Annotated in this window: 24 protein-coding genes; 14 read left to right on the forward strand and 10 right to left on the reverse strand. The window is 72.0% G+C overall.

Annotated elements, in window-relative coordinates:
* Positions 1–105: 105 nt before the first annotated feature.
* On the reverse strand, positions 106–1050 hold the full coding sequence (locus ABEB12_RS05235) for a phosphoribulokinase (protein ID WP_185062634.1): 945 nt from the start codon (positions 1048–1050) through the stop codon (positions 106–108).
* Positions 1050–1724 carry a ribulose-phosphate 3-epimerase gene (rpe, locus tag ABEB12_RS05240; RefSeq protein ID WP_185062635.1) on the reverse strand — a complete coding sequence of 225 codons (675 nt, stop codon included), beginning with the start codon at positions 1722–1724 and terminating at the stop codon, positions 1050–1052. The genes ABEB12_RS05235 and rpe overlap by 1 nt, the downstream gene beginning before the upstream one ends.
* A gap of 125 nt (positions 1725–1849) precedes the next feature.
* On the opposite strand from rpe, the gene ABEB12_RS05245 reads away from it, so the two are divergent.
* Both ABEB12_RS05245 and ABEB12_RS05250 read left to right on the forward strand, forming a co-directional pair.
* Entirely contained in the window at positions 1850–2542 is a 693-nt protein-coding gene (locus tag ABEB12_RS05245; RefSeq protein WP_185062636.1) for a response regulator, read from the forward strand.
* Entirely contained in the window at positions 2539–3750 is a 1212-nt protein-coding gene (locus ABEB12_RS05250) for a GAF domain-containing sensor histidine kinase (RefSeq protein ID WP_345702582.1), read from the forward strand. The genes ABEB12_RS05245 and ABEB12_RS05250 overlap by 4 nt, the downstream gene beginning before the upstream one ends.
* Positions 3751–3823: 73 nt before the next feature.
* Here the strand turns inward: ABEB12_RS05250 and ABEB12_RS05255 are convergent, their stop codons facing one another.
* On the reverse strand, positions 3824–4819 hold the full coding sequence (locus tag ABEB12_RS05255) for a class I fructose-bisphosphate aldolase (protein WP_185062637.1): 996 nt from the start codon (positions 4817–4819) through the stop codon (positions 3824–3826).
* Between the two features lie 138 nt (positions 4820–4957).
* Between ABEB12_RS05255 and ABEB12_RS05260 the strand changes: the two genes are divergently transcribed.
* The 4 genes from ABEB12_RS05260 to ABEB12_RS05275 are packed head-to-tail and all read left to right on the forward strand — an operon-like array spanning position 4958 to position 8723.
* Positions 4958–6388, forward strand: coding sequence for a ribulose-bisphosphate carboxylase large subunit (locus ABEB12_RS05260; protein ID WP_185062638.1), 1431 nt, complete (start codon positions 4958–4960; stop codon positions 6386–6388).
* Positions 6389–6398: 10 nt separating this feature from the next.
* On the forward strand, positions 6399–6824 hold the full coding sequence (locus ABEB12_RS05265) for a ribulose bisphosphate carboxylase small subunit (protein WP_185062639.1): 426 nt from the start codon (positions 6399–6401) through the stop codon (positions 6822–6824).
* A 1-nt stretch (position 6825) separates the two neighbouring features.
* Positions 6826–7851 (forward strand): CbbX protein, encoded by a 1026-nt coding sequence (gene cbbX, locus ABEB12_RS05270; RefSeq protein WP_185062640.1) that lies wholly within the window; start codon positions 6826–6828, stop codon positions 7849–7851.
* Positions 7848–8723 (forward strand): LysR substrate-binding domain-containing protein, encoded by an 876-nt coding sequence (locus ABEB12_RS05275; protein WP_185062641.1) that lies wholly within the window; start codon positions 7848–7850, stop codon positions 8721–8723. The genes cbbX and ABEB12_RS05275 overlap by 4 nt, the downstream gene beginning before the upstream one ends.
* A gap of 3 nt (positions 8724–8726) precedes the next feature.
* Here the strand turns inward: ABEB12_RS05275 and ABEB12_RS05280 are convergent, their stop codons facing one another.
* Complete coding sequence (locus ABEB12_RS05280; protein ID WP_185062642.1) at positions 8727–9266, reverse strand: MarR family transcriptional regulator; 540 nt, start codon at positions 9264–9266, stop codon at positions 8727–8729.
* A 50-nt stretch (positions 9267–9316) separates the two neighbouring features.
* Between ABEB12_RS05280 and ABEB12_RS05285 the strand changes: the two genes are divergently transcribed.
* Positions 9317–10315 carry an EamA family transporter gene (locus tag ABEB12_RS05285; RefSeq protein WP_185062643.1) on the forward strand — a complete coding sequence of 333 codons (999 nt, stop codon included), beginning with the start codon at positions 9317–9319 and terminating at the stop codon, positions 10313–10315.
* On the opposite strand, the gene ABEB12_RS05290 is transcribed toward ABEB12_RS05285, so the two are convergent.
* Positions 10226–10702: a DUF2000 family protein gene (locus tag ABEB12_RS05290; protein WP_185062644.1), complete on the reverse strand. Its 477-nt coding sequence runs from the start codon at positions 10700–10702 to the stop codon at positions 10226–10228. The genes ABEB12_RS05285 and ABEB12_RS05290 overlap by 90 nt on opposite strands.
* 70 nt (positions 10703–10772) lie before the next feature.
* On the opposite strand from ABEB12_RS05290, the gene ABEB12_RS05295 reads away from it, so the two are divergent.
* Positions 10773–11231, forward strand: coding sequence for an Lrp/AsnC ligand binding domain-containing protein (locus tag ABEB12_RS05295; protein WP_185062645.1), 459 nt, complete (start codon positions 10773–10775; stop codon positions 11229–11231).
* A 329-nt stretch (positions 11232–11560) separates the two neighbouring features.
* On the opposite strand, the gene ABEB12_RS05300 is transcribed toward ABEB12_RS05295, so the two are convergent.
* Both ABEB12_RS05300 and ABEB12_RS05305 read right to left on the reverse strand, forming a co-directional pair.
* Complete coding sequence (locus ABEB12_RS05300) at positions 11561–12244, reverse strand: response regulator (protein ID WP_185062646.1); 684 nt, start codon at positions 12242–12244, stop codon at positions 11561–11563.
* Positions 12241–13848 carry a sensor histidine kinase gene (locus tag ABEB12_RS05305; RefSeq protein WP_345702583.1) on the reverse strand — a complete coding sequence of 536 codons (1608 nt, stop codon included), beginning with the start codon at positions 13846–13848 and terminating at the stop codon, positions 12241–12243. Before ABEB12_RS05305 ends, ABEB12_RS05300 begins: the two co-directional genes overlap by 4 nt.
* Positions 13849–13937: 89 nt before the next feature.
* On the opposite strand from ABEB12_RS05305, the gene ABEB12_RS05310 reads away from it, so the two are divergent.
* Both ABEB12_RS05310 and ABEB12_RS05315 read left to right on the forward strand, forming a co-directional pair.
* Complete coding sequence (locus ABEB12_RS05310) at positions 13938–15296, forward strand: cation:dicarboxylate symporter family transporter (RefSeq protein ID WP_185062648.1); 1359 nt, start codon at positions 13938–13940, stop codon at positions 15294–15296.
* Entirely contained in the window at positions 15293–16231 is a 939-nt protein-coding gene (locus tag ABEB12_RS05315; protein ID WP_185062649.1) for an alpha/beta hydrolase family protein, read from the forward strand. Before ABEB12_RS05310 ends, ABEB12_RS05315 begins: the two co-directional genes overlap by 4 nt.
* A gap of 60 nt (positions 16232–16291) precedes the next feature.
* On the opposite strand, the gene ABEB12_RS05320 is transcribed toward ABEB12_RS05315, so the two are convergent.
* Together ABEB12_RS05320 and ABEB12_RS05325 are read right to left on the reverse strand one after the other, a co-directional pair.
* Positions 16292–17518 (reverse strand): NosD domain-containing protein, encoded by a 1227-nt coding sequence (locus tag ABEB12_RS05320; RefSeq protein ID WP_185062650.1) that lies wholly within the window; start codon positions 17516–17518, stop codon positions 16292–16294.
* 117 nt (positions 17519–17635) lie between these two features.
* On the reverse strand, positions 17636–17971 hold the full coding sequence (locus tag ABEB12_RS05325) for a hypothetical protein (RefSeq protein ID WP_185062651.1): 336 nt from the start codon (positions 17969–17971) through the stop codon (positions 17636–17638).
* Positions 17972–18131: 160 nt separating this feature from the next.
* Here ABEB12_RS05325 and ABEB12_RS05330 point away from each other — a divergent pair, with 160 nt between their 5' ends.
* Positions 18132–19868 (forward strand): SulP family inorganic anion transporter, encoded by a 1737-nt coding sequence (locus ABEB12_RS05330; protein WP_345702584.1) that lies wholly within the window; start codon positions 18132–18134, stop codon positions 19866–19868.
* Positions 19869–19906: 38 nt separating this feature from the next.
* Here the strand turns inward: ABEB12_RS05330 and lexA are convergent, their stop codons facing one another.
* On the reverse strand, positions 19907–20569 hold the full coding sequence (lexA, locus tag ABEB12_RS05335; protein ID WP_345702585.1) for a transcriptional repressor LexA: 663 nt from the start codon (positions 20567–20569) through the stop codon (positions 19907–19909).
* A gap of 106 nt (positions 20570–20675) precedes the next feature.
* On the opposite strand from lexA, the gene msrA reads away from it, so the two are divergent.
* From msrA to ABEB12_RS05350, 3 genes are all read left to right on the forward strand, one after another.
* A complete protein-coding gene (msrA, locus tag ABEB12_RS05340; protein ID WP_185062653.1) occupies positions 20676–21188 on the forward strand; it encodes a peptide-methionine (S)-S-oxide reductase MsrA in 513 nt (170 codons plus the stop codon).
* Between the two features lie 20 nt (positions 21189–21208).
* Entirely contained in the window at positions 21209–21862 is a 654-nt protein-coding gene (locus tag ABEB12_RS05345; protein WP_185062654.1) for a nuclear transport factor 2 family protein, read from the forward strand.
* Positions 21863–21924: 62 nt separating this feature from the next.
* Entirely contained in the window at positions 21925–22410 is a 486-nt protein-coding gene (locus ABEB12_RS05350) for a hypothetical protein (RefSeq protein WP_185062655.1), read from the forward strand.
* The last annotated feature ends 326 nt before the right edge of the window (positions 22411–22736 follow it).

The raw sequence follows: 22736 nt of genomic DNA on the forward strand, positions 1-22736 counted from the left end.
AGCGACCAGCGGGCTCGCCGGCTGAGGTGATGGGCGAGCCGTCCCTCGAGGGTGCGCGTTCACCCGGGCGTGTCGCAAGGGCCGGGTGAGGTATTCCCTGAGCCGCTACTCGGCGTCCAGCAGGTGGTGCAGAAGCAGCAGTTGGGCGATGGCCAGCGGTTCGCTGCGCGCGCCGGGGCCGAGTTCGCCCAGGCAGTCCGGGGTACCGCTCTCAGGCTCGCCGATGGACGCCCAGATCGCCTTCTGCACCGCCAGGCTCTCCTCGGTCGGCACGTAGCCGTGGATGTGCAGCGTGTCCACGGGCCGGCCGTCGCTGTCCCGGGTGAGCTTGAGGTGCATGGCGCGGTTCAGCCCGGCCTGCAGCACCTCGCTCAGGTCCGGGTGCCGGATCGTGGGGCGCAACAGCAGCTCGGCCGACAGCGGGGTGCCCGGCGGCTCGTCCCGCCCCTCGATCGGGGCGAACCGGACCACGATGTCGGCGTGGTGGCGCTGCGGCCGGATGTACGCCTCGGACTCCGGCTCCCGCACCGCCAGCTCGGCGAGCACCTGCTCCGGGGCGTACCCGCGCTTGCGGGTGTCCCGCTGGACCTTCCACTCGCGGCGGATGTCCTCGTGCGGGTCGAGGAACACGGTGACGTCGAAGCACGCCCTGGCCAGCTTGCTGTACAGCGGGAACAGGCCCTCGACGATGATGAAGCTGTTCGGCTCCACCAGCTCGGGCCGGGTCAGCTCCCCGGTGGAGTGGTCGTAGACCGGCTTGAGGATCGGTTGCCCGCTGGCCAGCAGCCGCAGGTGCTGCTCCATGATCTCCATGTAGTTGCAGTCCGGGTGCAGCGCGGTGAACGGCAGCGAACGGCGCTCGGCCCGGTCGTAGCGGTGGTAGTCGTCGGTGCACAGCGAGACGCACCGCTCCCGGCCCAGCGCCTCGACCAACCCCGCCGTGAGAGTGGTCTTGCCGGATGCGCTGTCCCCGGCGATGGCCAGCATCACCGGCCGGCGGCCGGAGTCGCGCAGCCCGGCCCGGTCGATCCGGAGGGTCTTGTCGGGCATCACGGGTTCCTCCGTTCGTCGGTGGCCTCGGCACGCAGGGCCGCCACCCGCCCGGGCAGGCCGGACGGCCCGTCGGCGAACAGCGCGGAGCCGACGCAGAACACGGTCGCCCCGGCCTTCGCGGCGTGGCCGATCGTGCCGGGGCCGATGCCGCCGTCCACCTCCAGCTCCACGGCCAGCCCCCGCCGGTCGATCAGCGCCCGGGCATGGGCGATCTTGGTCGCCATGCCGTCCAGGTAGCGCTGCCCGCCGAATCCGGGGTTCACCGTCATCACCAGCAACAGGTCGGCCAGGTCCAGCACGTGCTCCACCGAGGCCAGCGGGGTCGCCGGGTTGAGCGCGACGCCGGCGCGGGCGCCCAGCTGCCGGATCCGGCCCAGCGTGCGGTGCAGGTGCCTGGTCGCCTCGGCGTGCACGATCACCAGCTCACAGCCGGCATCCACCCAGCGGGGCAGCATGGGGTCGGGGTCCTCGACCATCAGATGCGCCTCGAAGCCCAGCATGACGCGGTCCCGGCAGGAGGCGATGACGTCGGGGCCGAAGGTCAGGTTGGGCACGAACCGGCCGTCCATCACGTCCCACTGGATGCGGTCCACGCCGGCTTTCTCCAGCAGCTGCACCTGGTGGCCGAGCTCGGCGAAGTCCGCCGGCAGCACCGAAGCGACGAGCGTCATCGCGCCTCCCTGGGGATCGAGGCTGTGACAGTAGGTGCTCGGCGGGCGGCGGCGTCTCCCCCGCGTTGGGGGTCTGGTGGGGCAACCTGGGCAAATCGGGCGGTCTCGGCCTTACAGTCCATGACATGACTCTGTCTTCGGCCACGCCTTCGGGCGGCGCTGCGACCGGGCCGTTACGCATCGTGCTGGTCGACGACCACGAGATGGTGATCGCGGGGCTGAAGGCCATGCTGGCCCCGTTCCAGGGCCGGGTGCGGGTGGTCGGCTCGGCCATCGGCGCCGAGCAGGCCCTGCCGGTCGTCGCCAGCCTCACCCCGGACATCGTGCTGTGCGACGTGCGGATGCAGGGCGCCAGCGGCCTGGACCTGTGCCGTGAGCTGCGCGAGCGGCGGCCCGACCAGAAGGTCGTGCTGCTGTCGGTATACGACGACGAGCAGTACCTGTTCCAGGCGCTGCGCGCCGGCGCGTCGGGATACCTGCTCAAGAAGATCACCGGCGACGAGCTGGTCCGCCAGCTGGAGCTGGCCAACAGCGGCGTCACGGTGATCGACACCGCGCTGGCCGGGCGGGCGGTGGACACGGCGGCGCGGTTGCAGAGCAACGAGTTCTGGCCGGGGGCCCGGCACGGCCTCACCCACCGGGAGAGCGAGGTCCTCTCGCTGATCGTGACCGGGCTGTCCAACCGGGGAATCGCGGCCCGCCTGGTGGTGAGCGACGAGACGATCAAGAGCCACGTGCGGTCGATCTACCGCAAGCTGGGGGTCGGCGACCGGGCCGGCGCGGTCGCCGCCGCCCTGCGCGAGGGGATCTTCAAGTGAGCGAGGGCCCGCTGCTCGGCCCGACCGAGGCGCTGCCCTCGCTCGGACTGACCGATCCGCGCCGGGCCAACGCCCTGCTGCTGGCCATCATCGAGGCGACCTCGGGCGGGCCGGGCGTGGAGCCGCTGGCCGCCGCGGTGGCCCGCCTGATCACCGAGGCGACCTCGACCGACGTGTGTTTCGTGCACGTGCTCGACGACACCGAGCGGTCACTCAGCCTGGCCGGCGCCACCCCGCCGTTCGACCGCCAGGTCGGCCGCATCCGCCTGCCCCTGGGGTCCGGGGTGACCGGTTGGGTGGCCAGCCACCACGAACCGGCCGTGATCGTCGAGCACAAGGAGGAGGACCCGCGCTACCTGCCGATCCCCGCGCTGCGCGGCACCGAGTTCATCTCGATGGCCTCGGTGCCCATGGCGACCGGGCCGGCCGGGCTGGTCGGCGTGCTGAACGTGCACACGGTGACCCGGCGCCAGTTCACCGACCGGGACATCCAGCTGCTGCTGGTGATCGGGCGGCTGGTCGCGGGTGCGCTGCACTCGGCGCGGATGCACCGGCGGCTGGCCGCCCGGGAGCGCGCGCACGAGCGGTTCACCGAGCAGGTCATCGCCGCCCAGGAGATCGAACGGCGGCGGCTCGCGGCGGACATCCACGACGGGATCTCCCAGCGCCTGGTCACCCTCTCCTACCACCTGGACGCGGCCGGGCATGCGCTGCGGGCCACCCCCGACGTGGCCGCCGACCAGCTCGGGCGGGCCCGGGAGCTGGTGGACCTCACGCTGGACGAGGCCCGCGCGGCGATCGGCGGGCTCCGGCCCCCGGTGCTCGACGACCTGGGCCTCGCCGGCGGCCTGGCCAGCCTGGCCCGTTCGGTGCCCGAGGTGAAGGTGACCACGGAGCTGGCCGACGACCGGCTGCCCGAGCACGTCGAGATCGCGCTCTACCGGATTGCCCAGGAGTGCCTGCAGAACGTCATCAAGCACGCTCACGCGAGCACCGCGCTGCTGCGCTTCGAGCTGGTCGGCAGCGCCGCGCGGCTGGAGGTGACCGACGACGGCGACGGGTTCGACGCCACCACCGCCGCCGAGTCGGGCTACGGCATGCGCTCGATGGCCGAACGGGTCGAGCTGGTCGGTGGCTCACTGCGGATAAGCTCCCGCCCCGGCTCGGGCACCACCGTCACCGCCTCGGTGCCGGTGAGCGTGCGCTGAGGCGCCGGGCCCGAGGCCCCGGATGCCCCGAAGCAGCACCCATGCCCTGTTGATCAGCGTCCACGTGATCAGCTCAGACGCGGGCGGGCTCGCCCAGACCACGCAGGGCGGCCCAGTTCGCCGCGACGCGGGCGGCCAGGGCCGCGCGGCCGGCCGGGACCCGGCGGGGGGCACCCCGCCAGGCCGCCAGGGCCGGGTCCACCAGCGCTCGGCCGAAGGAGAAGGTGAGCGGCCATGGCGTGGTGTGGCGCTGCATCGCGGCCAGGTTGGCGGTGGCCCGCTCCGGGGGCTGCCCGCCGGAGAGGAAGGCCACCCCGGCCAGCTCCTCCGGCTGTGCCCGCAGCACGTCCACCGTCGCCTCGGCCACCTGCTCGGGGGTGGCGCGGCGGGGGTGGCGGTTGCCCTCGACGACCATGTTGGGTTTGAGCACCATGCCCGCCTGGTCGACCCGGAACGCGACCAGCTCCTCGGCGACGGCGGCGTGCACGCGGGCGGTGATCTCGGCGCAGCGCTCCAGCGAGTGCTCCCCCTCCGTCAGCACCTCGGGCTCGACGATCGGCACCAGGCCGGCCTCCTGCGCCGCGGCGGCGTAGCGGGCCAGGGCCTGCGCGTTGGCCCACAGCGCCACGCCACTGGGCAGGTCATCGGCGATCACGAACACCGCCCGCCACTTGGCGAACCGGGCACCCAGCGCGGCGTACTCGGCCATCCGCGCGGGCAGCCCGTCCAGGCCCTCGGTGACCAGCTCGCCCAGCCCGGGGCAGGCGTAGGCCCCGGTGTCCACCTTGATGCCGGGCAGCATGCCCAGCTGGTGCACGGCCTCCGGGAACGTCCGCCCGTCGGCGAACCGCTGGCGCAGGGTCTCGTCGCAGAAGATGATCCCGGCCACCCCCTCGGCCAGACCCGGGGTGCCGGCGAGCAGCTCCCGGTAGGCGCGCCGGTTCTGTTCCGTCGCGGGCACGCCGGCGGCGTAGAGACGTCGGTTCATCGTGGCGATGCTCTCGTCGGCGGCGAGGATGCCCCGGCCCGACCGAACCAGTTGCGTGGCCAGCTGCCTACATACGGTCATGGTGCATGACGGTAGGAAATCCGCAGGTCGCGCGCCTCCCCCCTGCGGTGGATAGGCAAGGGTATTAGACAATCACCTAATGGTCACCGGTAAACACTTGATGGACAGGCTTAGTGTTATCCGCGCACCATTGCCGCCATGACGGACCGCTGGAGCGCCGGAGTCATTCCCTACGCGGACATGGGCTACTGGCAGCCTGACTACATCCCCAAGGACACCGACCTGCTGTGCGCGTTCCGGATCACGCCGCAGGACGGGGTGCCCTCCGAAGAGGCCGGTGCCGCCGTCGCCGGCGAGTCCAGCACGGCGACCTGGACGGTGGTGTGGACCGATCGGCTCACCACCTTCGAGCACTACCAGGCCAAGTGCTACCGGATCGAGGCGGTGCCGGGCAGCCCGGGCCAGTGGATCGCCTACATCGCCTACGACCTCGACCTTTTCGAAGAGGGCTCGATCGCCAACCTGACCAGTTCGATCATCGGCAACGTGTTCGGGTTCAAGCCGCTGAAGGCGCTGCGCCTGGAGGACATGCGCATCCCGACGCAGTACGTGAAGACGTTCCAGGGACCGGCGCACGGGATCGTCATGGAACGCGAGCACCTGGGCAAGTTCGGGCGGCCGCTGCTCGGCGCCACCACCAAACCCAAGCTCGGGCTGTCGGCGCGCAACTACGGCCGGGTGGTGTACGAGGCGCTAAGGGGCGGGCTGGACTTCACCAAGGACGACGAGAACATCAACTCCCAGCCGTTCATGCGCTGGCGGGACCGCTCCCTGTTCTGCATGGAGGCGGTGAACCGGGCGCAGGCGGCGACCGGCGAGGTCAAGGGCCACTACCTGAACGTGACCGCCGGGACCATGGAGCAGATGTATGAGCGCGCCGACTTCGCCAAGGAGCTGGGCAGCGTCGTCGTGATGATCGACCTCACCGTCGGCTACACCGCGATCCAGTCGATGGCCACCTGGGCCCGGCGCAACGGCGTACTGCTGCACCTGCACCGCGCGGGGCACAGCACCTACACCCGGCAGAAGACGCACGGCGTGAACTTCCGGGTGATCGCCAAGTGGATGCGCCTGGCCGGGGTCGACCACATCCACGCCGGCACGGTGGTGGGCAAGCTGGAGGGCGACCCCAACTCGGTGCGCGGCTACTACGACACGCTGCGCCTGGACTCGGTGGCCGCCGACCCGGCCAAGGGGCTCTACTTCGACCAGGAGTGGGCGTCCATGCCCGGCGTGATGCCGGTGGCCTCGGGCGGCATCCACGCCGGCCAGATGCACCAGCTGATCCACTACCTGGGCGAGGACGTGATCCTCCAGTTTGGCGGGGGAACCATCGGGCACCCGATGGGCATCGCGGCCGGCGCGGAGGCCAACCGGGTCGCCCTGGAGGCGATGATCAAGGCCCGCAACGAGGGCGTCGACTACCTGGCCGAGGGCGAACAGATCCTGCGCCGGGCCGCCGGGCGCAACCGGCCGCTGGACACCGCGCTGGCCACCTGGGGCGACGTCACCTTCAACTACGAGTCCACCGACACCCCCGACGTCGTGCCCACCCCCACCCCTGTCTGAGGAGCCGCACATGCGCATCACCCAGGGCACCTTCTCCTTCCTGCCCGACCTCACCGACGAGGAGATCACCGCCCAGATCCGCTACGCGCTGGACAACGAGTGGCCGCTGTCGGTCGAGTTCACCGACGACCCGCACCCGCGCAACACGTACTGGGAGATGTGGGGGCTGCCGATGTTCGACCTGCGCGACCCGGCCGGGGTGCTGATGGAGGTGAACGCCTGCCGCACGGCCAACCCGCACGCCTACATCCGGCTCAACGCCTACGACGCCCGGCACGGCCGGCAGACCACCGCGCTGTCGTTCATCGTCCAACGCCCGAGTGACGAGCCCGGTTTCCGGCTGGACCGCCACGAGCTGTCCGACCGGCGGATCGGCTACCGCACCCACTCCTACGCGACCGAGCACCCCACCGGCGCCCGGTACCCCGGGAGCTGACGTGCGCCAACCGTTCGGCGCGCCGGTCGAGGAACCCGGGCCGGCGCCCCCGCTGCCGCCGGACGCGGCGGTCGACCTGGCCGCCGCCCGGCGGGAGTCCGGCGTGGACGAGGTGCTCGGCGCTCTCGAGCGGGAGCTGGTCGGCCTGGCCCCGGTGAAGACCCGGGTCGCCGAGATCGCCGCACTGCTCCTGGTCGACCGGGCCCGGCAGCGCTTCGGCGTCTCCGCCACCCGCCCGACGCTGCACATGTGCTTCACCGGCAACCCGGGCACCGGCAAGACCACGGTGGCCCAGCGGATGGGCCAGCTGCTGCACCGGCTGGGCTACCTGCGCATCGGGCACCTGGTCACGGTGACCCGGGACGACCTGGTCGGACAGTACGTCGGCCACACCGCGCCCAAGACCAAGGAGGTGGTCAAGCGGGCCATGGGCGGGGTGCTGTTCATCGACGAGGCCTACTACCTGCACAAGGCGGAGAACGACCGGGACTACGGCGGCGAGGTCATCGAGATCCTGCTGCAGGTGATGGAGACCCACCGCGACGACCTGGTGGTGGTGCTGGCCGGCTACCAGGACCGGATGGACGGCCTGTTCTCGGCCAACCCGGGCATGCAGAGCCGCATCGCCCACCACGTCGCCTTCCCCGACTACACCCTGGACGAGCTGGAGAGCATCGGGGCGCTGATGGCCGGGGAGCTGGGCTACCGGTTCTCCCCGGACGCGCGTCAGGTGCTGCGCCGCTACCTGCGGCTGCGCATCGACCAACCGTGGTTCGCCAACGCGCGCAGCGTGCGCAACGCGGTGGAGCGGGCCCGGCTGCGGCAGGCCCGGCGCCTCCTGGAACGGCCGGACCCCCGGGTCGGACTGGCCGAGCTGACCACGCTCGAGCCCGACGACCTGCTGGCCAGCCGGGTGTTCGCCGGCGGCATGAACAGCACCGGCGGCACCGACGGCGCTGTCGGCACCAACGGCACCGACGGCCGGGTGCGGACGCCGCCGGCCGGGTCGGACATGCTGGTGCGGTGACCACCCAGGCCCGGCTGCGCGCACTGGTCGAGCTGGCCGACACCGGCTCGGTGCGCGCCGCCGCGCGCCGGCTGGTGGTCACCGAGGCGACCGTGTCGGCCGCCGTCACCGCGCTGGCCGCCGAGGTCGGCGTCCCGCTGGTGGACCGGGACGGGCGGGGCATCCGGTTGACCCCGGCCGGCGCGCGCTACGCCGACTACGCGCGCCGGATACTCGGCCTGCACGCCGAGGCGCTCGCCGCCGCGCGCGGCGAGGCCGACCCGGAGCGGGGCACGATCCGGCTGGCGGCGGTGACCACGGCCGGGGAGCATCTGCTGCCCGGCCTGCTCGCGTCGTTCCGCGCGGCGCACCCCTCGGTCACGCTCAGCCTGGAGGTGGCGCCCCGGGGCGTGGTCTGGCCGATGCTGGCCAACCACGAGGTGGACCTGGTGGTCGCCGGGCGGCCGCCTTCCGGTGCGCCGTCCCTGGTCCGGGCGGTCAGCCCGAACACGCTGGTCGTCGTCGGTCGTCCCGCGCCGGACTTCAACCCGGCCACCGCCACCTGGCTGCTGCGCGAGCGGGGCTCCGGGGTGCGCGCGACCACCCGGAACCTGCTGCACGGGCTGGACATCGCCCCGCCGGAGCTGGCCCTGGGCTCGCACGGGGCGGTGGTCGCGGCCGCCGTGGCCGGGCTGGGCGTCGCACTGGTGTCGCGCCAGGCGGTGCGGCGGCACCTCGAGTCCGGCACGCTGGTCGAGCTGCCGGTGCCCGGCACTCCCCTGGACCGGCCGTGGCACGTGGTCAGCCACCCCACGGCGACGGCCGCCACCGAGCTGCTGGTCGGACACGTCCTGTCGCACCCCGAGCTGGGTTGGCACCCGCCGGCGGGCTGAGCCTCAAACGACCGGGCCCTCGCCGCGCCCCGCCAGCCCGGCGTCCACCGGGCACGGGCCGGCGGTCTCGCACACCGGCACGTCGCAGAGGCGACAGAGGTGGCCACCGGCCGGTTCGTCCGGCGCGGCCGCCCGGAGCAGCTTGTCCAGCAGGTGCCCGAGGGTCTGGGCCTCCTCGCCGGTCAGCCCCGTGAGCACCCCGGCGAGCGCGTCCCGGCGCGCCTTCGTGACCCGCTGGACGGTGGCGCGGCCCGCCTCGGTCAGCACGGGCACCACGGTGCGCCGGTCCGGCCCGGGTTCCCGGGTGACCAGGCCGTCCTGGCTCAGCCGGTCCACCAGCCGCACCGTGGCCGGGTGCGAGAGGTGCAGCTCTCCGCGCAGGTGCTCGATCGGCCGCCGGCGGTCGCGGGACAGCGAGCTGAGGGCGGCGGGCGCCATGGCGCCGCGTCCCGCCGCCGCCTCGGTGGCCTCGGCGATCAGGTCGGTGACGTGCAGGGCCAGCGCGCCCAGCCGGTTGACCAGTATCTCCCGGTCGACGTCCATCGCTTCCCTCCAATACATGCACCTTGCACATAAATGCTAATGTATGCATCATGCACAGAAACAGCGTAACGGGTGCTGTGGCGGTTCTGGTGCTCGGCCAGATGGCCTACGGACTGGCGTTCGTGGTGCCGGAGGTGCTCGACGAGGTCTCCCCGCTGGAGCTCAGCCTGGGCCGCTACCTGGTGTACGGCGGGCTGTCCGTCGCGGTGCTGGCCATGCTGGCCCCGGCGCGGCGCCGGACCCTGAACGGCCGGGCCTGGCGGGCGGCCTCGGTGCTCGGCCTGGCCGGCAACACCGGCTACTACCTGCTGGTCGTCCTGGGCGTGCGGTACGCCGGCGCACCGGTCACCACGCTGATCGTCGGCGCACTGCCGGTGACGCTGGCCATCGCCGGCAGCCGCGCGGGCGGTATCCGGCCCCGGTCGCTGGTGCTCCCGCTGTCGATGACGGTCACGGGTCTGATCCTGGTCAACGCCGACGCCCTGCTGTCCGCCCCCGACACCGGGGGCTCGGTCGCCATCGGCATCGCGGCGGCGGTCGCGGCACTCGCCGCCTGGACCGGGTTCGGGCTCGCCAACGCCCGGTTCCTCGCGCGCCACCCGGATCTCGACCTCACGGCGTGGACCAGCGCGCTCGGCGTGACCAGCATGGCCTGGGCGCTGCCCGCCCTGGCCTTCGTCGGCCGGTCGAGCACCGCGCTGGAGCAACCCGTTGCGTTCCTCGCCGGCGCCCTCGCGCTGGGGGCCGTGTCCTCCTGGGCGGCCACCGCCGCCTGGAACCGCGCCGCTTCGCGGATACCGGTGTCCCTGGCCGGCCAGCTGGTCGTCATCGAGACGGTCTCCGGCATCACCTACAGCTACCTGCACCGCGCCACGACGCCGAGCACCGCCGTCCTGGCCGGTGGCGCGCTGCTCGTCGCCGGCGCCCTCGTCGCGGTGCGCTCCTCGACCTCCGGCCGCTCAGCCGAGCAGGGGCAGCCCCCGGGTCATCGCCGAGACGCGGTCGCGGGGGCCGACGATGCCGATCGCGGCGTAGCGCAGGTCGGTTGACCGGGCGACGGCGTTGAGGTAGTCGTCGTACACCCGCACCCGCTGGGCGGCCTCCGGCATGTCCGCGACCAGGCAGCCCTCGGTCACCGCCGCCTCAGCCCGCAGCCGGGACAGCTCACCGGCGGGCGCCCGCAGCACCACGCAGCCCAGCCACGGCAGGCCCGGGTGCACGGAGCCGCCGCCGTCCTTCGCGGCCTCGCCGAGCAGCCCCGCCACCAGCGGCGAGGTGGCGGCGCCCACGCAGACGGCGGCGTTGGCCGCCCGACCAGGCGTAAGGGCCTCGTCGACGACCAGGACCCACTTCAGCCGGGCCTGCCCGGTCGGCCGGTCGGTGCGGATCTCGTCGGCCTCGAACCCGGGGTAGCTTGCGTAGATAGCACGGCTCATGGCTCCAACAGTAAGCAGCAAGACGAAACTACTGTCCGAGTTCCGTACTAAGTACGGGTAAACTCGGCCCGTGCCCGGTCTCGACGAACTTGATACGGCGATCCTGCGGGAACTGCAGCGCGACGCACGGCGCACCAACCGCGACATCGCGGCCGCCGTCGGCGTCGCGCCGACCACCGCGCTGGACCGGACCCGGGCGCTGCGCGAGCGCGGCGTGATCCGAGGGGCCCAGCTCGTCGTCGATCTCACCGCCGTCGGGCGGCCGGTACAGGCGCTCATCGCCGTCCGCATCCGTCCGCCCTCCCGACCGGTCATCGAGGGCTTCCGCAACTGGGTGTCCCAGTTGCCGGAGGTGCTCAGCGTGTTCGTCACGACGGGCTCGGAGGACTTCCTGCTGCACCTCGCCGTCGCGGACAACGAGCGCCTCTACGCGTTCGTCATCGACCGGCTCACCCAGCGCCGGGAGGTCGCCGACGTGCGCACCTCGGTGGTGTACGAGCACCTGCAAACCGGCATCGCCGGCGCCTGAACCATCCGGCCTCGCGGCTACGCTCACTGTCTGTATCCGCGTTTTCGGGTAGCTCGTGGGGGTTTCATGGTCAAGTCGCCATTAGAGACGGTCTACTGACCAGTAACGGCTCTCAGCGCGACTTGACCACGAGAGGTTCCGGCCGCTCGCCAGCGCACGCCGCGATTGGTCGCAGACAGTAACCGTTCGGGTCGGCCGGCGAACCACCGAGGGCTCGAGCCACCGAACCAGCGCAACGGGCCGCACCCGGACCGCGGGAGACCACCCGAGCCGCGCCGCCCTGACCGTCTTTCGAACCGGACCGCGCACGACCGCCGGCCGCTCGCGACCTAACCGGCGGGCACGGAGCGGTACCAGACCTCGGGGCGGCCGACCTGGCCGTAGCGGGGCACCCGGGTCACCACCCCCTGGTCGGCCAGGTACTCCAGGTAGCGCCGCGCGGTCACCCTGGCGACCCCGGTGGCCGCCGCGACCGCGTTGGCCGAGACCCCGTCCGGCTGCTCCCGCAGCACCGCCGCGATCGTGCTCAACGTCTGCTCGCTCATGCCCTTCGGCAGCGCCGCCCGGCTCGGGGCGCGCAGCGCGGAAAGCGCCCGGTCGATCTCCCCCTGGTCGGCCGCCTGGCCCGAACCCTGGTCGAACTGGGCGTGGAACTGGGCGTAGCGCTCCAGCTTGTCCCGCAGCGAGGCGAACGGGAACGGCTTGAGCAGGTACTGCACCACGCCGAGGGACACCGCCGAGCGCACCATCGCCAGGTCCCGGGCCGAGGTCACCGCGATCACGTCCACCGGGTGCCGCCCGGCCCGCAGCGCCCGGCACACCGCCAGCCCGTGGATGTCCGGCAACCCGAAGTCCAACAGCACCAGCCCGACCTGGTTCCGCTCGCAGAACCGCAGCGCGTCGGCGCCCGTGTGCACCACCCGCGCCAGCTCGAACCCCGGCACCCGCCGCACGTACGTGCCGTGCGCCTCGGCCACCACCGGGTCGTCCTCGACGACCAGTACGCGGATCACGGGGCCTCCCGGGGCCGGAACGGCAGCCGAACGGTGAACACCGCGCCCCCGCTGTTGACCAGGTCGATGCTGCCACCGTGCTGCCGCACCGCCTGGCCGACCAGCGCCAGGCCGATCCCCCGGCCAACACCTTGCCCGGCTTCCCCCTTGGTCGACCAACCCCGGCGGAACACCTCCGCGCGCGCCACGTCGGCAACCCCCGGACCGGTGTCCGCCACGCGCAGCAGCAGGTCGGTGCCGTCCGACCGGATGGTGACCGTCACCCGGGGCGGCCCCTCGGCCTCCAGCGCCGCGTCGACCGCGTTGTCCACCAGGTTGCCGACGATGGTGACCAGCGCGCGGGGGTCGATCACCGGGTCGCCGACCTCGCTGTCCTCGGTGATCACCAGCTCGACGCCCCGCTCGTGCGCCTCGGCCGCCTTGCCGAGCAGCAGCGCGGCGAGCACCGGGTCGTCCACCGCGCTCACCACCCGGTCGGTGAGCCGCTGGGCGATGGCCAGCTCGGCGGCGGCGAACTCGACCGCCTCGTCGGCGCGGCCCATCTCCACCAGGGAGACCACGGTGTGCAGCCGGTTCGCCGCCTCGTGGGCCTGCGCCCGCAGTGACTCGGCCAGTCCTCGGGTGGTGGTGAGCTCGCCGGACAGGCGCTGCAGGTCGGTGTGGTCGCGCAGGGTCACCACGGTGGACGCCTGGTTCCCCGCCCGGACCGGCGCACTGTTCAGCACCAGCACCCGGGTGTCGGTCAGGTGGATCTCGTCGGTGCGGGGCTCCGCCGCGCGCAGCGCCTCGACCAGCGACTCGGGCAGGTCCAGCTCGGCCACCTCGCGGCCAACCGGGTCGGCAGGGTCGGCGCTGAGGCCGAGTAGCTCCCGCGCGCCGTCGTTGCACAGGGCGACCCTCCCGTCGGCCTGGATCAGGATCAGCCCCTCGCGCACGGCGTGCAGGGTCGCCTCGTAGGAGGTGAACACCCGGCTCAGCTCGGCCGGGGCCAGGCCCCGGGTCTCCCGGTTCAGCCGCCGGCTGATCAGGACGCTGCCGGCGGCCCCGACGACCAGTACCGCGGCGGCCACGGTGAGCAGCGGGCGCAGCCGTTCGGCCAGCTCGGCGGAGATCGCGGTGATCCGGATCCCGACCGCGACCAGCGCGACCACCCGGCGAGAGTCGTCGAAGACCGGGGCCACGGCCCGCATCGAGGGGCCGAGCGTGCCGGCGTAGGTCTCGGTGAACATGTGTCCGCGCAGCGCCTCGGCGGTGTTGCCGATGAACCGCTGGCCGATCTGCGCGGGGTCGGGGTGGGTGAACCGGATCGCGTCCGGGTTCATGATCGTGATGAAGTCGACGCCGGTGTCCGCCCGGACGCGCTCGGCCAGTGGCTGGAGCACCTGGGTCGGCGCCGGCTCGACCACGGCGGTGCGCAGCGTGGGCGTGTCGGCCAGGGTGGCGGCCACCGCGATCACCTGCTCACGCGCCCGGTCATCCACCGCCCGCACGGCGTCCAGGTAGGCCAGGCCGCTGCCCACCGCGACCAGCACCACGAACCCGCTCAGCTGCACCCACAGCAGCTGGCGGGCCAGGCTCCAGCGCCGGGCATGGCGTACACGCACGCTGGAGAACTCTATGACCACAACGGTGACCTGGCTCACCGCGTGCCGAATAGTGCTGCGCAACGTGCCAGACGAACTGGGAGGCATCGGTGCCCACAGCTCAGCCCATATCACCGCCGGCGCGGCGGGACCGGACCCATTACCTGTATCTGGCGGTGATCGCGGCGGTCGTGCTCGGCGTGGTCGTCGGGCTCGCCGCCCCCGACTTCGCCAAAGCGCTCGAGCCGCTGGGCAAGGGCTTCGTCAAGCTGATCACCATGATGATCTCGCCGATCATCTTCTGCACCATCGTCCTGGGCATCGGCTCGGTGGCCAAGGCCGCCCAGGTGGGCCGGGTCGGCGTGATCGCGCTGAGCTACTTCATGGTCATGTCCACCTTCGCCCTGGCCATCGGACTGGTGGTCGGCAACCTGCTGCACCCCGGCTCCGGGCTGCACCTGGACCCCTCGGCGGTCAACAAGGTGCACCAGCAAGCAACCGGTGCGGAGGGTGGCACCGGGTTCCTCATCGGACTGATCCCCGACACGCTGTTCTCCCCGCTGACCGGCAAATCGGTGCTACAGACCCTGCTGGTCGCGCTGCTGTGCGGGTTCGCCCTGCAACGCATGGGACGCGCCGGCGAGCCGATCCGGCGCGGCATCGAACACCTGCAGCGCCTGGTGTTCCGGGTGCTGTCCATGGTCATGTGGGCCGCCCCGATCGGCGCGTTCGGCGCGATCGCCGCCGTGGTCGGCGCCACCGGCTGGAAGGCACTGCGCGACCTGGCCCTGCTCATGGTCGGCTTCTACATCACCTGCGTGGTGTTCGTGTTCGTGGTGCTGGGCGCGGTGCTGTGGGTCGGCGCGCGGGTCAGCGTGCTGCGCCTGCTGCGCTACCTGGGCCGGGAGTTCCTGCTCATCCTGTCCACCTCGTCCTCGGAGTCGGCGTTCCCCCGGCTGATCGCCAAGATGACCCACCTGGGCGTGAGCCGGTCGGTGGTGGGGATCACCGTGCCCACCGGTTACTCCTTCAACCTGGACGGCACCGCGATCTACCTGACCATGGCCACGCTGTTCGTCGCCTCCGCCCAGGACAAGCCGCTGGGCCTGGGCGAACAGATCGGGCTGCTGCTGTTCATGATCATTGCCGCCAAGGGCGCCGCCGGGGTGAGCGGCGCCGGGATCGCCACCCTGGCCGGCGGCCTGCAGTCCCACCGGCCGGACCTGGTCGACGGCGTCGGGTTCATCCTGGGTATCGACCGGTTCATGTCCGAGGCCCGCGCGCTGACCAACTTCGCCGGGAACTCGGTCGCCACCGTGCTGATCGGGGCCTGGACCGGAGAGTTCGACCGGGCCAAGGCCGAGGAGGTGCTTGCCGGGCGCGACCCGTTCGACGAGGCCACCCTGCTCGACGAGGCACCCGCGGCGGAACCCACGCCCGAGCTGGCCGAAGCGTCGAGCACCCGGTGATCTCGCCGACCTCCGTCCGCGCGCTGGTGCTGGCCTGCCTCACGGCGGCCGGCACCGCCTGCGCGCCGGCCGCCCCGGCCGAGCCCGCCGCCTCACCCGGCTGCGGGCGCCCGGCCCCGGCCCCACCCGGGCAGAGCGTCACCCGGACCGTCGACTCCGGCGGGGTGAAGCGCTCCTACCTGCTGCACCTGCCGGCCGACTACCAACCGGACCGGCCGCGCTGGCTGGTGCTGTCCTTCCACGGCCACAAGCGCACCCCGGAGTACCAGGAACAGCTGACCGGGATGTCCGCGACCGACGCGATCACGGTCTACCCGCAAGGCCTGGTGGGGACCGACGGCGAGACCGCCTGGAGCGGGGCGCCCTACTCCGCGCCGGTGGACGACGTGCGGTTCACCGCCGACCTGATCGACGCGCTCCGCGGCGAGCTGTGTGTGGACCCGGCGAGGGTCTACGCCACCGGCAAGTCCAACGGCGGCGGCTTCGTCGGCCTGCTGGCCTGCCGGCTGCCCGACCGGATCGCCGCGTTCGCCCCGGTGTCCGGGGCGTTCTACCCGGAGGGCGGGCCGTGCAACCCGCCCCGGCCGGCGTCGATCCTGGACTTCCACGGCACCGCCGACCCGACCATCCCCTACCGGGGCATCCCGGCTAAGGGCCTGCCCGCCCTGCCCGAGTGGCTGGCCGGCTGGGCCGCCCGCGACGGCTGCGCGACCCCGCCCGGGGAACGCACCGAGCACGGCGGCACGGTCCGGGTGTTCCGCTGGCAGCCGTGTGGCCAGGGCACCGAGCTGGAGCACTATCGGGTCGAGGGCCTCGGCCACGACTGGCCCAGCACCCGGCCCAACCTCGACTCCGAGGTGCCCACCGTGCTGGACGCCACGCCGGTCATCATGGAGTTCTTCGCCCGCCACCCCCTGCGCCAGACCCAACACTGACCCGAAGTTCAGCGGTGACCAGCGCGGTTAGGGCGGCCGGGCCACTCCTCAGACGCGGTCTCAGGGGCCGCCCTCGGGGTCCGGGCCGTTGTAGTCGTCCTCGGAGGAGTCGTCCATGCCGACCTCGTAGCCGACCTTCGGACTGATCTTGTTGTCCCGGATGGTCGCACCGGTGGAGTCGTTCTGCAGGGAGAACGCCTTGTCGATCTTGCCGACGACCTCGTTGCCGGTGAGCGTCACGTCCGAGATGTCGTCGAAGAAGAACGCCTGGCCGGCACCGTTGTCGCAGTAGTTGTTGGTGACGGTGAAGTCGCTGGACTTGCCCTCACCCGTGCCGTCGCCGGCCTCGCTGTCCGGCCCCTCGGCGATCAGACACATGTTGTCGATCTCCTCGAACCGGTTGCCGTCGATCAGCACCCGCTGGCTCGGACCGTTCTCGTCGGACGTGGCGAAGGTCTGGATCGCGTCGCCGTGGTTGCCCTTTTGACCGTTCAGGTTGACCACGTTCCGGACCAGGTTGTTGACGATCTTGATGTCGTTGCCGAAGAACCGGATGCCGTCGCCGTCGTCGCCCTTCTTCACGACCTGAGGGCTGTCCACCACGTTGGCGCGCACCGTGATGTCGTTGCCGATCAGCATGAAACCGGGCGAGCGCGGCTTGTTCATCCGCACGCCGTCGACCACCACGTGGTCGCCGCGCACGGTGATCTGCCCGGTGGTCGCGGTTCCGCCGCCGAGGATGGTGATCGGCTGCTTCTCCACCCCGGACCGGCGCAGCTGCAGCTCCTCGTTGCCCAGGTCGCCGTTGAGACAGATCCGGTCGCCCGGCTTGGCCGCCTCCAACGCCTGCCGGGCGCCCGACGCGTCGACCACGTTGGCGGTGCAGTTGGTCAGGGCCTCGGGCTTGCCCGGCGTCGCGCCGGCCCCGCCGGCCTGGGGGCTGCCGGTCGAGCCGCCGGTGCCCGCGACGATCAGGTAGCCACCGGCCAGGCCGATCAGCACGACCGCCACCAGGCCGAGCACCAACCAGAACGGCCGCCGGCCACCCGGGCCGCCCGGCGAATTCGCGCGCCCCCCACCCCGGCCGCCGGGGGGAAGCGTGATGATCGGCCGAGTGGCGGACGCCGGTCCGCCGTACCGCTCGCCGGCCCGCGACTCACCGGCGTCGGGCACCCACCGCCGGGCGGTCACCCGGGTTCCGCCGGCACCGCCGCCCCGGAGGAGGCGTCGCGCCGTCGGAGAGGCGACCAACCGGTCGAACCAGCGCGGGCGAGCTGTAAGACGCATGACGGCCTCCTGGTTCGGCGCGAGCAGCAACCCCTACCCAGTGAACGTCGAAGGGCCTTCCGGCGTCACAGCAGAACCAAGATTCACAGCCGATCCACAAGTAGCCGGCCGGCGGGGTTACCGGGTCGGCTGCCGCATTGCCGGGATGAGGCGCGCCAGCACTCCCGGGCGCTGCCGCTCGGACTCGCCGCCGAACCGGCGGATGGCGTCCTCCCGGCTCACCGCCAGCAGCGCGGCAATCGGCGACCACTCCCAACCGGCGCCGCGCGCCTCGGCGACGGCTTCGGCCAGGTCGGCGTGCGAGGCGCCCTCGCATGCCCGGGCACTCAGGTCCCAGAGCAGGTCCTCCGCGTCCGTGCGCTGGGTGGGGAGCTCCAGATCGTCGGCGTCCATCCTGGACAGCCAGTCTTCGACAACATTTGCGCCGTGTTCGAGCTCGATGTTGGAAGTCACGGCTCGAGACTAGCCATCCCCGGCCTCGGCTGGCCTCAGTAAAAGCCGGCCCGTCCGGTGGAGATGCGGGTCACACCCCGTAGTGCACTCGTTCGTGAACTCCCCCGAGGCGGTGTGGTGACGTTGCCCCGGGCGGGTAGTTCGATCACTATCTGCGTCTGTGGACCAACCCGAGCGGGTAATGCTCCGCGCGCCGTGGCTGGCCCCGGCCCTTCGGCCGGGCTGGGCCGCGCTGCGGCGCCGCGAGTGGCCCTCGGTGCGCGGCGACCTGACCGCCGGCCTGACCGTCGCCGCCTACCTGGTGCCCCAGGTGATCGCCTACGCGACCGTCGCCGGGCTGCCGCCGGTCACCGGGCTGTGGACCGCGATGGCCGCCCTGGTCGGCTACGCACTGCTCGGCACGTCGCGGCTGCTCTCCATCGGGCCCGAGTCCAGCACGGCGATCATGACCGCGATCAGCGTGGCCCCGCTGGCCGCCGGAGACCCGGCCCGCTACGCCGCGCTGTGCGGCGCGCTCGCGCTGATGGTCGGCGTGGTGTGCGTGCTCGGGTGGGCGCTGCGCCTCGGGTTCCTGGCCGACCTGCTGTCCCGACCGGTGCTGGTCGGTTACCTGGCCGGCATCGCGCTGATCATGATCTCCGGCCAGCTCCGGAGCATCACCGGTGTGCCGGTGGCGGGCGACACGTTCCTGGCCGAGGTGGGCTCGTTCGCCACCGGCCTGGACCGCCTGCACCTGCCCACGTTCGCGCTCGCCGCCGCCGTGCTCGCCCTGCTGCTCGCGCTGGCCCGGTTGGCCCCGCGCGCCCCGGGGCCGCTGATCGCGGTGCTCCTCGCGGCCGCGGTGACCGCCGCCTTCTCGCTGCGCGAGCACGGCATCCGGGTGGTCGGCGCCGTGCCCAGCGGCCTGCCGGTGCCCGGGTTGCCACTGGTCACGGCCCGCGACCTCGCCGCACTGGTCGCGCCCGCACTGAGCGTGGCCATCGTGGCCTACTCCGACACCGTGCTGACCGGCCGGGCGTTCGCCACCCGGGGCGACCACCGCCTCGACGCCGACCGGGAGATGCTCGCCCTCGGCGCGGCCAACCTCGCCGCCGGCCTGGTCCGCGGCTTCCCCGCCAGCAGCAGCGGCAGCCGCACCGCGCTGGCCAACGACGTCGGCGGCCGCAGCCAGCTCTACTCGCTGGTCGCGCTGGCCGCCATCGTGGTGGTGTCGTTCGCCGGCGCCTCGGTGCTGTCCGCGCTCCCCTCCGCCGCGCTCGGCGCACTGGTCGTCTACGCCGCGCTCCGCCTGATCGACCCCGGCGAGCTGCGGCGGTTCGGCCGGCTGCACCGCTCCGAGGCCACCCTGGCCCTGGCCACCACCGTGGCGGTGCTGGTTCTGGGCGTGCTCGGCGGCGTCCTGGCCGCGATCGGCCTGTCCATCCTGGACCTGCTGCGCAAGCTCTCCCGGCCCCACGACGGCATCCTGGGGTTCGTCCCCGGCCTGGCCGGCATGCACGACATCGACGACTACCCGGACGCCCGACGACTCCCCGGCCTGGTGGTCTACCGCTACGACGCGCCGCTCAGCTTCGCCAACGCGGACAACTTCCGCCGCCGGGCGCTCGCCGCCGTGGACGCCTCCCCCACCCCCGCCCGGTGGCTGATCCTCAACACCGAGGCCGTCGTCGAGCTCGACATCACCGCCGCCGATGCGCTCCGCAACCTCAACGACGAGCTGCGCGGCCGGGGCATCGTGCTGGCCCTCGCCCGGGTGAAACAGGACCTGCGGACCGACCTGGGCCGTACCGGCCTGCTCGAAACCATCGGCCCCGACCGGATCTTCCCCACCCTCCCGACCGCCGTCGCCGCGTTCCAGGCCGAATACCCGCCACACCACCTACCCGAGGGTCGGTGAACGCCCGCTCATCACGGCCCCAACGTCCGGCCGGGGCGTCAGACGCTGCGCAGCACCGAGACGATCACGCCGAGCACGACCGCCTCGTCGCCGTCGATGACCTCGTAGGCCTCGTTGCGCGGCTCGAGCAGGACGTGGCCGCCGCGCCGGCGGAACACCTTGACCGTGGCCTCGCCGTCGATCATCGCGGCCACGATCTGGCCCGAGTGGGCCTCGGACTGCTGGCGTACGACGACCGTGTCGCCGTCGCAGATCGCGGCATCCACCATGGAGTCCCCGCGCACCCGCAGCGCGAACACGTTGCCCCGCCCGGCGAGCTCACGGGGCAAGGTCAGCACCTCGTCGACGTGCTCCTCGGCGAGGATCGGGGTACCGGCGGCGATGTCGCCGACCACCGGCACCGGCACCGCGTCCTCGGAGGCCGCCCGCTCGCCGGGCTCCCGTAGGAACACCCGCACGTCGATCGGCCGGGCCATGCCGGTGCCCCGCCGCAGGAACCCCTTGTCCTCCAGGCTGGCCAGATGCTTCAGCACGGACGACGACGACCGCAGGCCGACGACGTCACCGATCTCGCGGGTGGTCGGCGGGTACCCGTACCGGACCACCCAGTCCCTGATGGCCACCAGGATCCGCTGCTGGCGCGGCGGCAGTGACGAGGCGTCCAGCTGGCCGAACGGATCGAGGTCATCGACGAAAGACACCCGCCGATGGTAGGAGTAGGCGTTCGGGGACGTGACGACGCCCGAGGAACATCGGTCGGCCGCTAATCGTTCTGGTTGGTGGTCCACCGAGGGAGAGAGGCGCACGATGCGGTCTGAGACAGCGATCCTCGCCGGCGGTTGTTTCTGGGGCGTGCAGGAACTGCTGCGGCACAAGCCGGGTGTCATCTCCACCCGGGTCGGCTACTCCGGTGGCGACACGCCGAACGCCACGTACCGCAACCACGGCGACCACGCGGAGGCGGTGGAAATCGTCTTCGATCCGGAGGTCATCTCGTTCCGGGACGTGCTGGAGTTCTTCTTCCAGATCCACGACCCGTCGACGCGCAACCGCCAGGGCAACGACATCGGCCGCAGCTACCGCTCGGCGATCTTCTACACCAGCGAGGAGCAGAAGTCCGTCGCGCTCGACACCATCGCGGACGTCGACGCCTCGGGCCTGTGGCCGGGCAAGGCGGTCACCGAGGTGGTCACGGCCGGCCCGTTCTGGGAGGCCGAGCCGGAGCACCAGGACTACCTGCAGCACTACCCCAACGGGTACACCTGCCACTTCCCCCGGGCCGGGTGGGTGCTGCCGCACCGCAAGACGCAGAACGCCTGACCGGTTGCCCTCAAGCCGGGTTGAGCGCGCAGACTGCGCGCATGAGCACCCGACAAGCCGACCGGTCGTCGATCACGGAGCTGATGACCGCCTGGGGCAGCCACCGGGACGCCGGGCGCTGGGACCGGCTCGAGAGCCTCTTCGCTCCCGAGGCGACTCTCGAGCTCACCTGGGTCCAGGCCACGGCGAGTGACTTCGTCGCGGCCGCCCGGCGGCACGCCACGGGCGCGTTGCGGTCGAAACACGTCATTTCCAATCCGTACGTGACCGTGGCCGGCGACCGCGCCATCGCGGAGACGAATGCAATGCTGGTCACCGACCAACCCGACCTGGACCTGGGTGCGATCACCCATATCCGCTATCTGGACCGGCTCGTGCGCATCGACGGCCGTTGGGCCATCGCGCATCGCGTATCGATCTACGATTCGTGCGGCCTCACCTTTCCCTACGGACCGGTTGATGTGGACCGCGCCGTCATCCGCCGATTTCCTCGCGAGTACGCGGGACTGGCCTATCTGCTCCAGCTCAGCGGCTACGAGCCTTCGGACCGTTCCCCCACCCGAGGCAGCGCCCGCGAAGCCGAGCTTCAGGAGCGCGACTCCGCCTGGCTGGGTTGGTGTTGGGGTCGTCCCGGCGACGGAATTCTGGTGCGGAATTCCCCGGCGGCACACTAGTGTCCGGCCGCGGGATTCGAGCTTGGGTCGGAGTTTGAACTTTCAAGTTCTCGGGAGGCGCCATGAACACCGATACGGAGCCCAACCAACCGGTGGTCGAATCGCCCGCTGCCGCACGGCAACGGGTCAAACGGCGCCTGCTCCGGGAACGCCTCCCGAACTGCGTCGAGGAAAGGGCACTCGCCACGATCGAGCTCGATACGATAAGCAAGACCACCCGCGGCGCGAGAATACGCTCGGCGTGTTCGGTCCTCATGATAATTACCGAAGCAATGCTCACGCTGTCATTGTTGTCCGAATTCACCCGTGACTATCCCACCGACAACGCCACGGCGCCGATGCAGTTGCTGATCCTGATCGGCCTACTGCTCCTGCATCCCCGGGTTGGGGCGCCGTCCTACGACCGCGACCGGGAGTGGCGCGCGAAACACCTGAAGGACCGAATCAACGGATTGGTCAGCTGGCAGTGCGAGTTGGAGAACTACGCCGAGCTGGAGAGAATTCCCTACAAGGACATCACCCTCCGCCACCCCGATGCCAAGGAATAGCGGCACCCGCCAGACAGGTACTAGGACGTTTTTCGAAGTGCTGACCCGCCGGGTTCGAACGGAGTCGAAGGTCGCCTGGACGATACGGCGGGCAGTTCCGCCGCGGCCGCGGCGGCGCCTCGTGTGTGCCACACGGACGCCGGTAACCGGACACTTCTTGATCATCAGGCAGCCGGGGTCGTTTCCGGCCACCAATCCACGCCGACTGCCTGATGATCACCGACCACCTGGCCACCATGACATCCGGGCCGCCGCGCACGGCAGGCCGTTACCTCATCCGGCAGCCGCTGCCTACCTCATCCGCCACTGGCAACGGCGGACCGGGG

The sequence above is a fragment of the Actinospineispora eucalypti genome (assembly GCF_039543365.1).
Lineage (GTDB): Bacteria > Actinomycetota > Actinomycetes > Mycobacteriales > Pseudonocardiaceae > Pseudonocardia > Pseudonocardia eucalypti.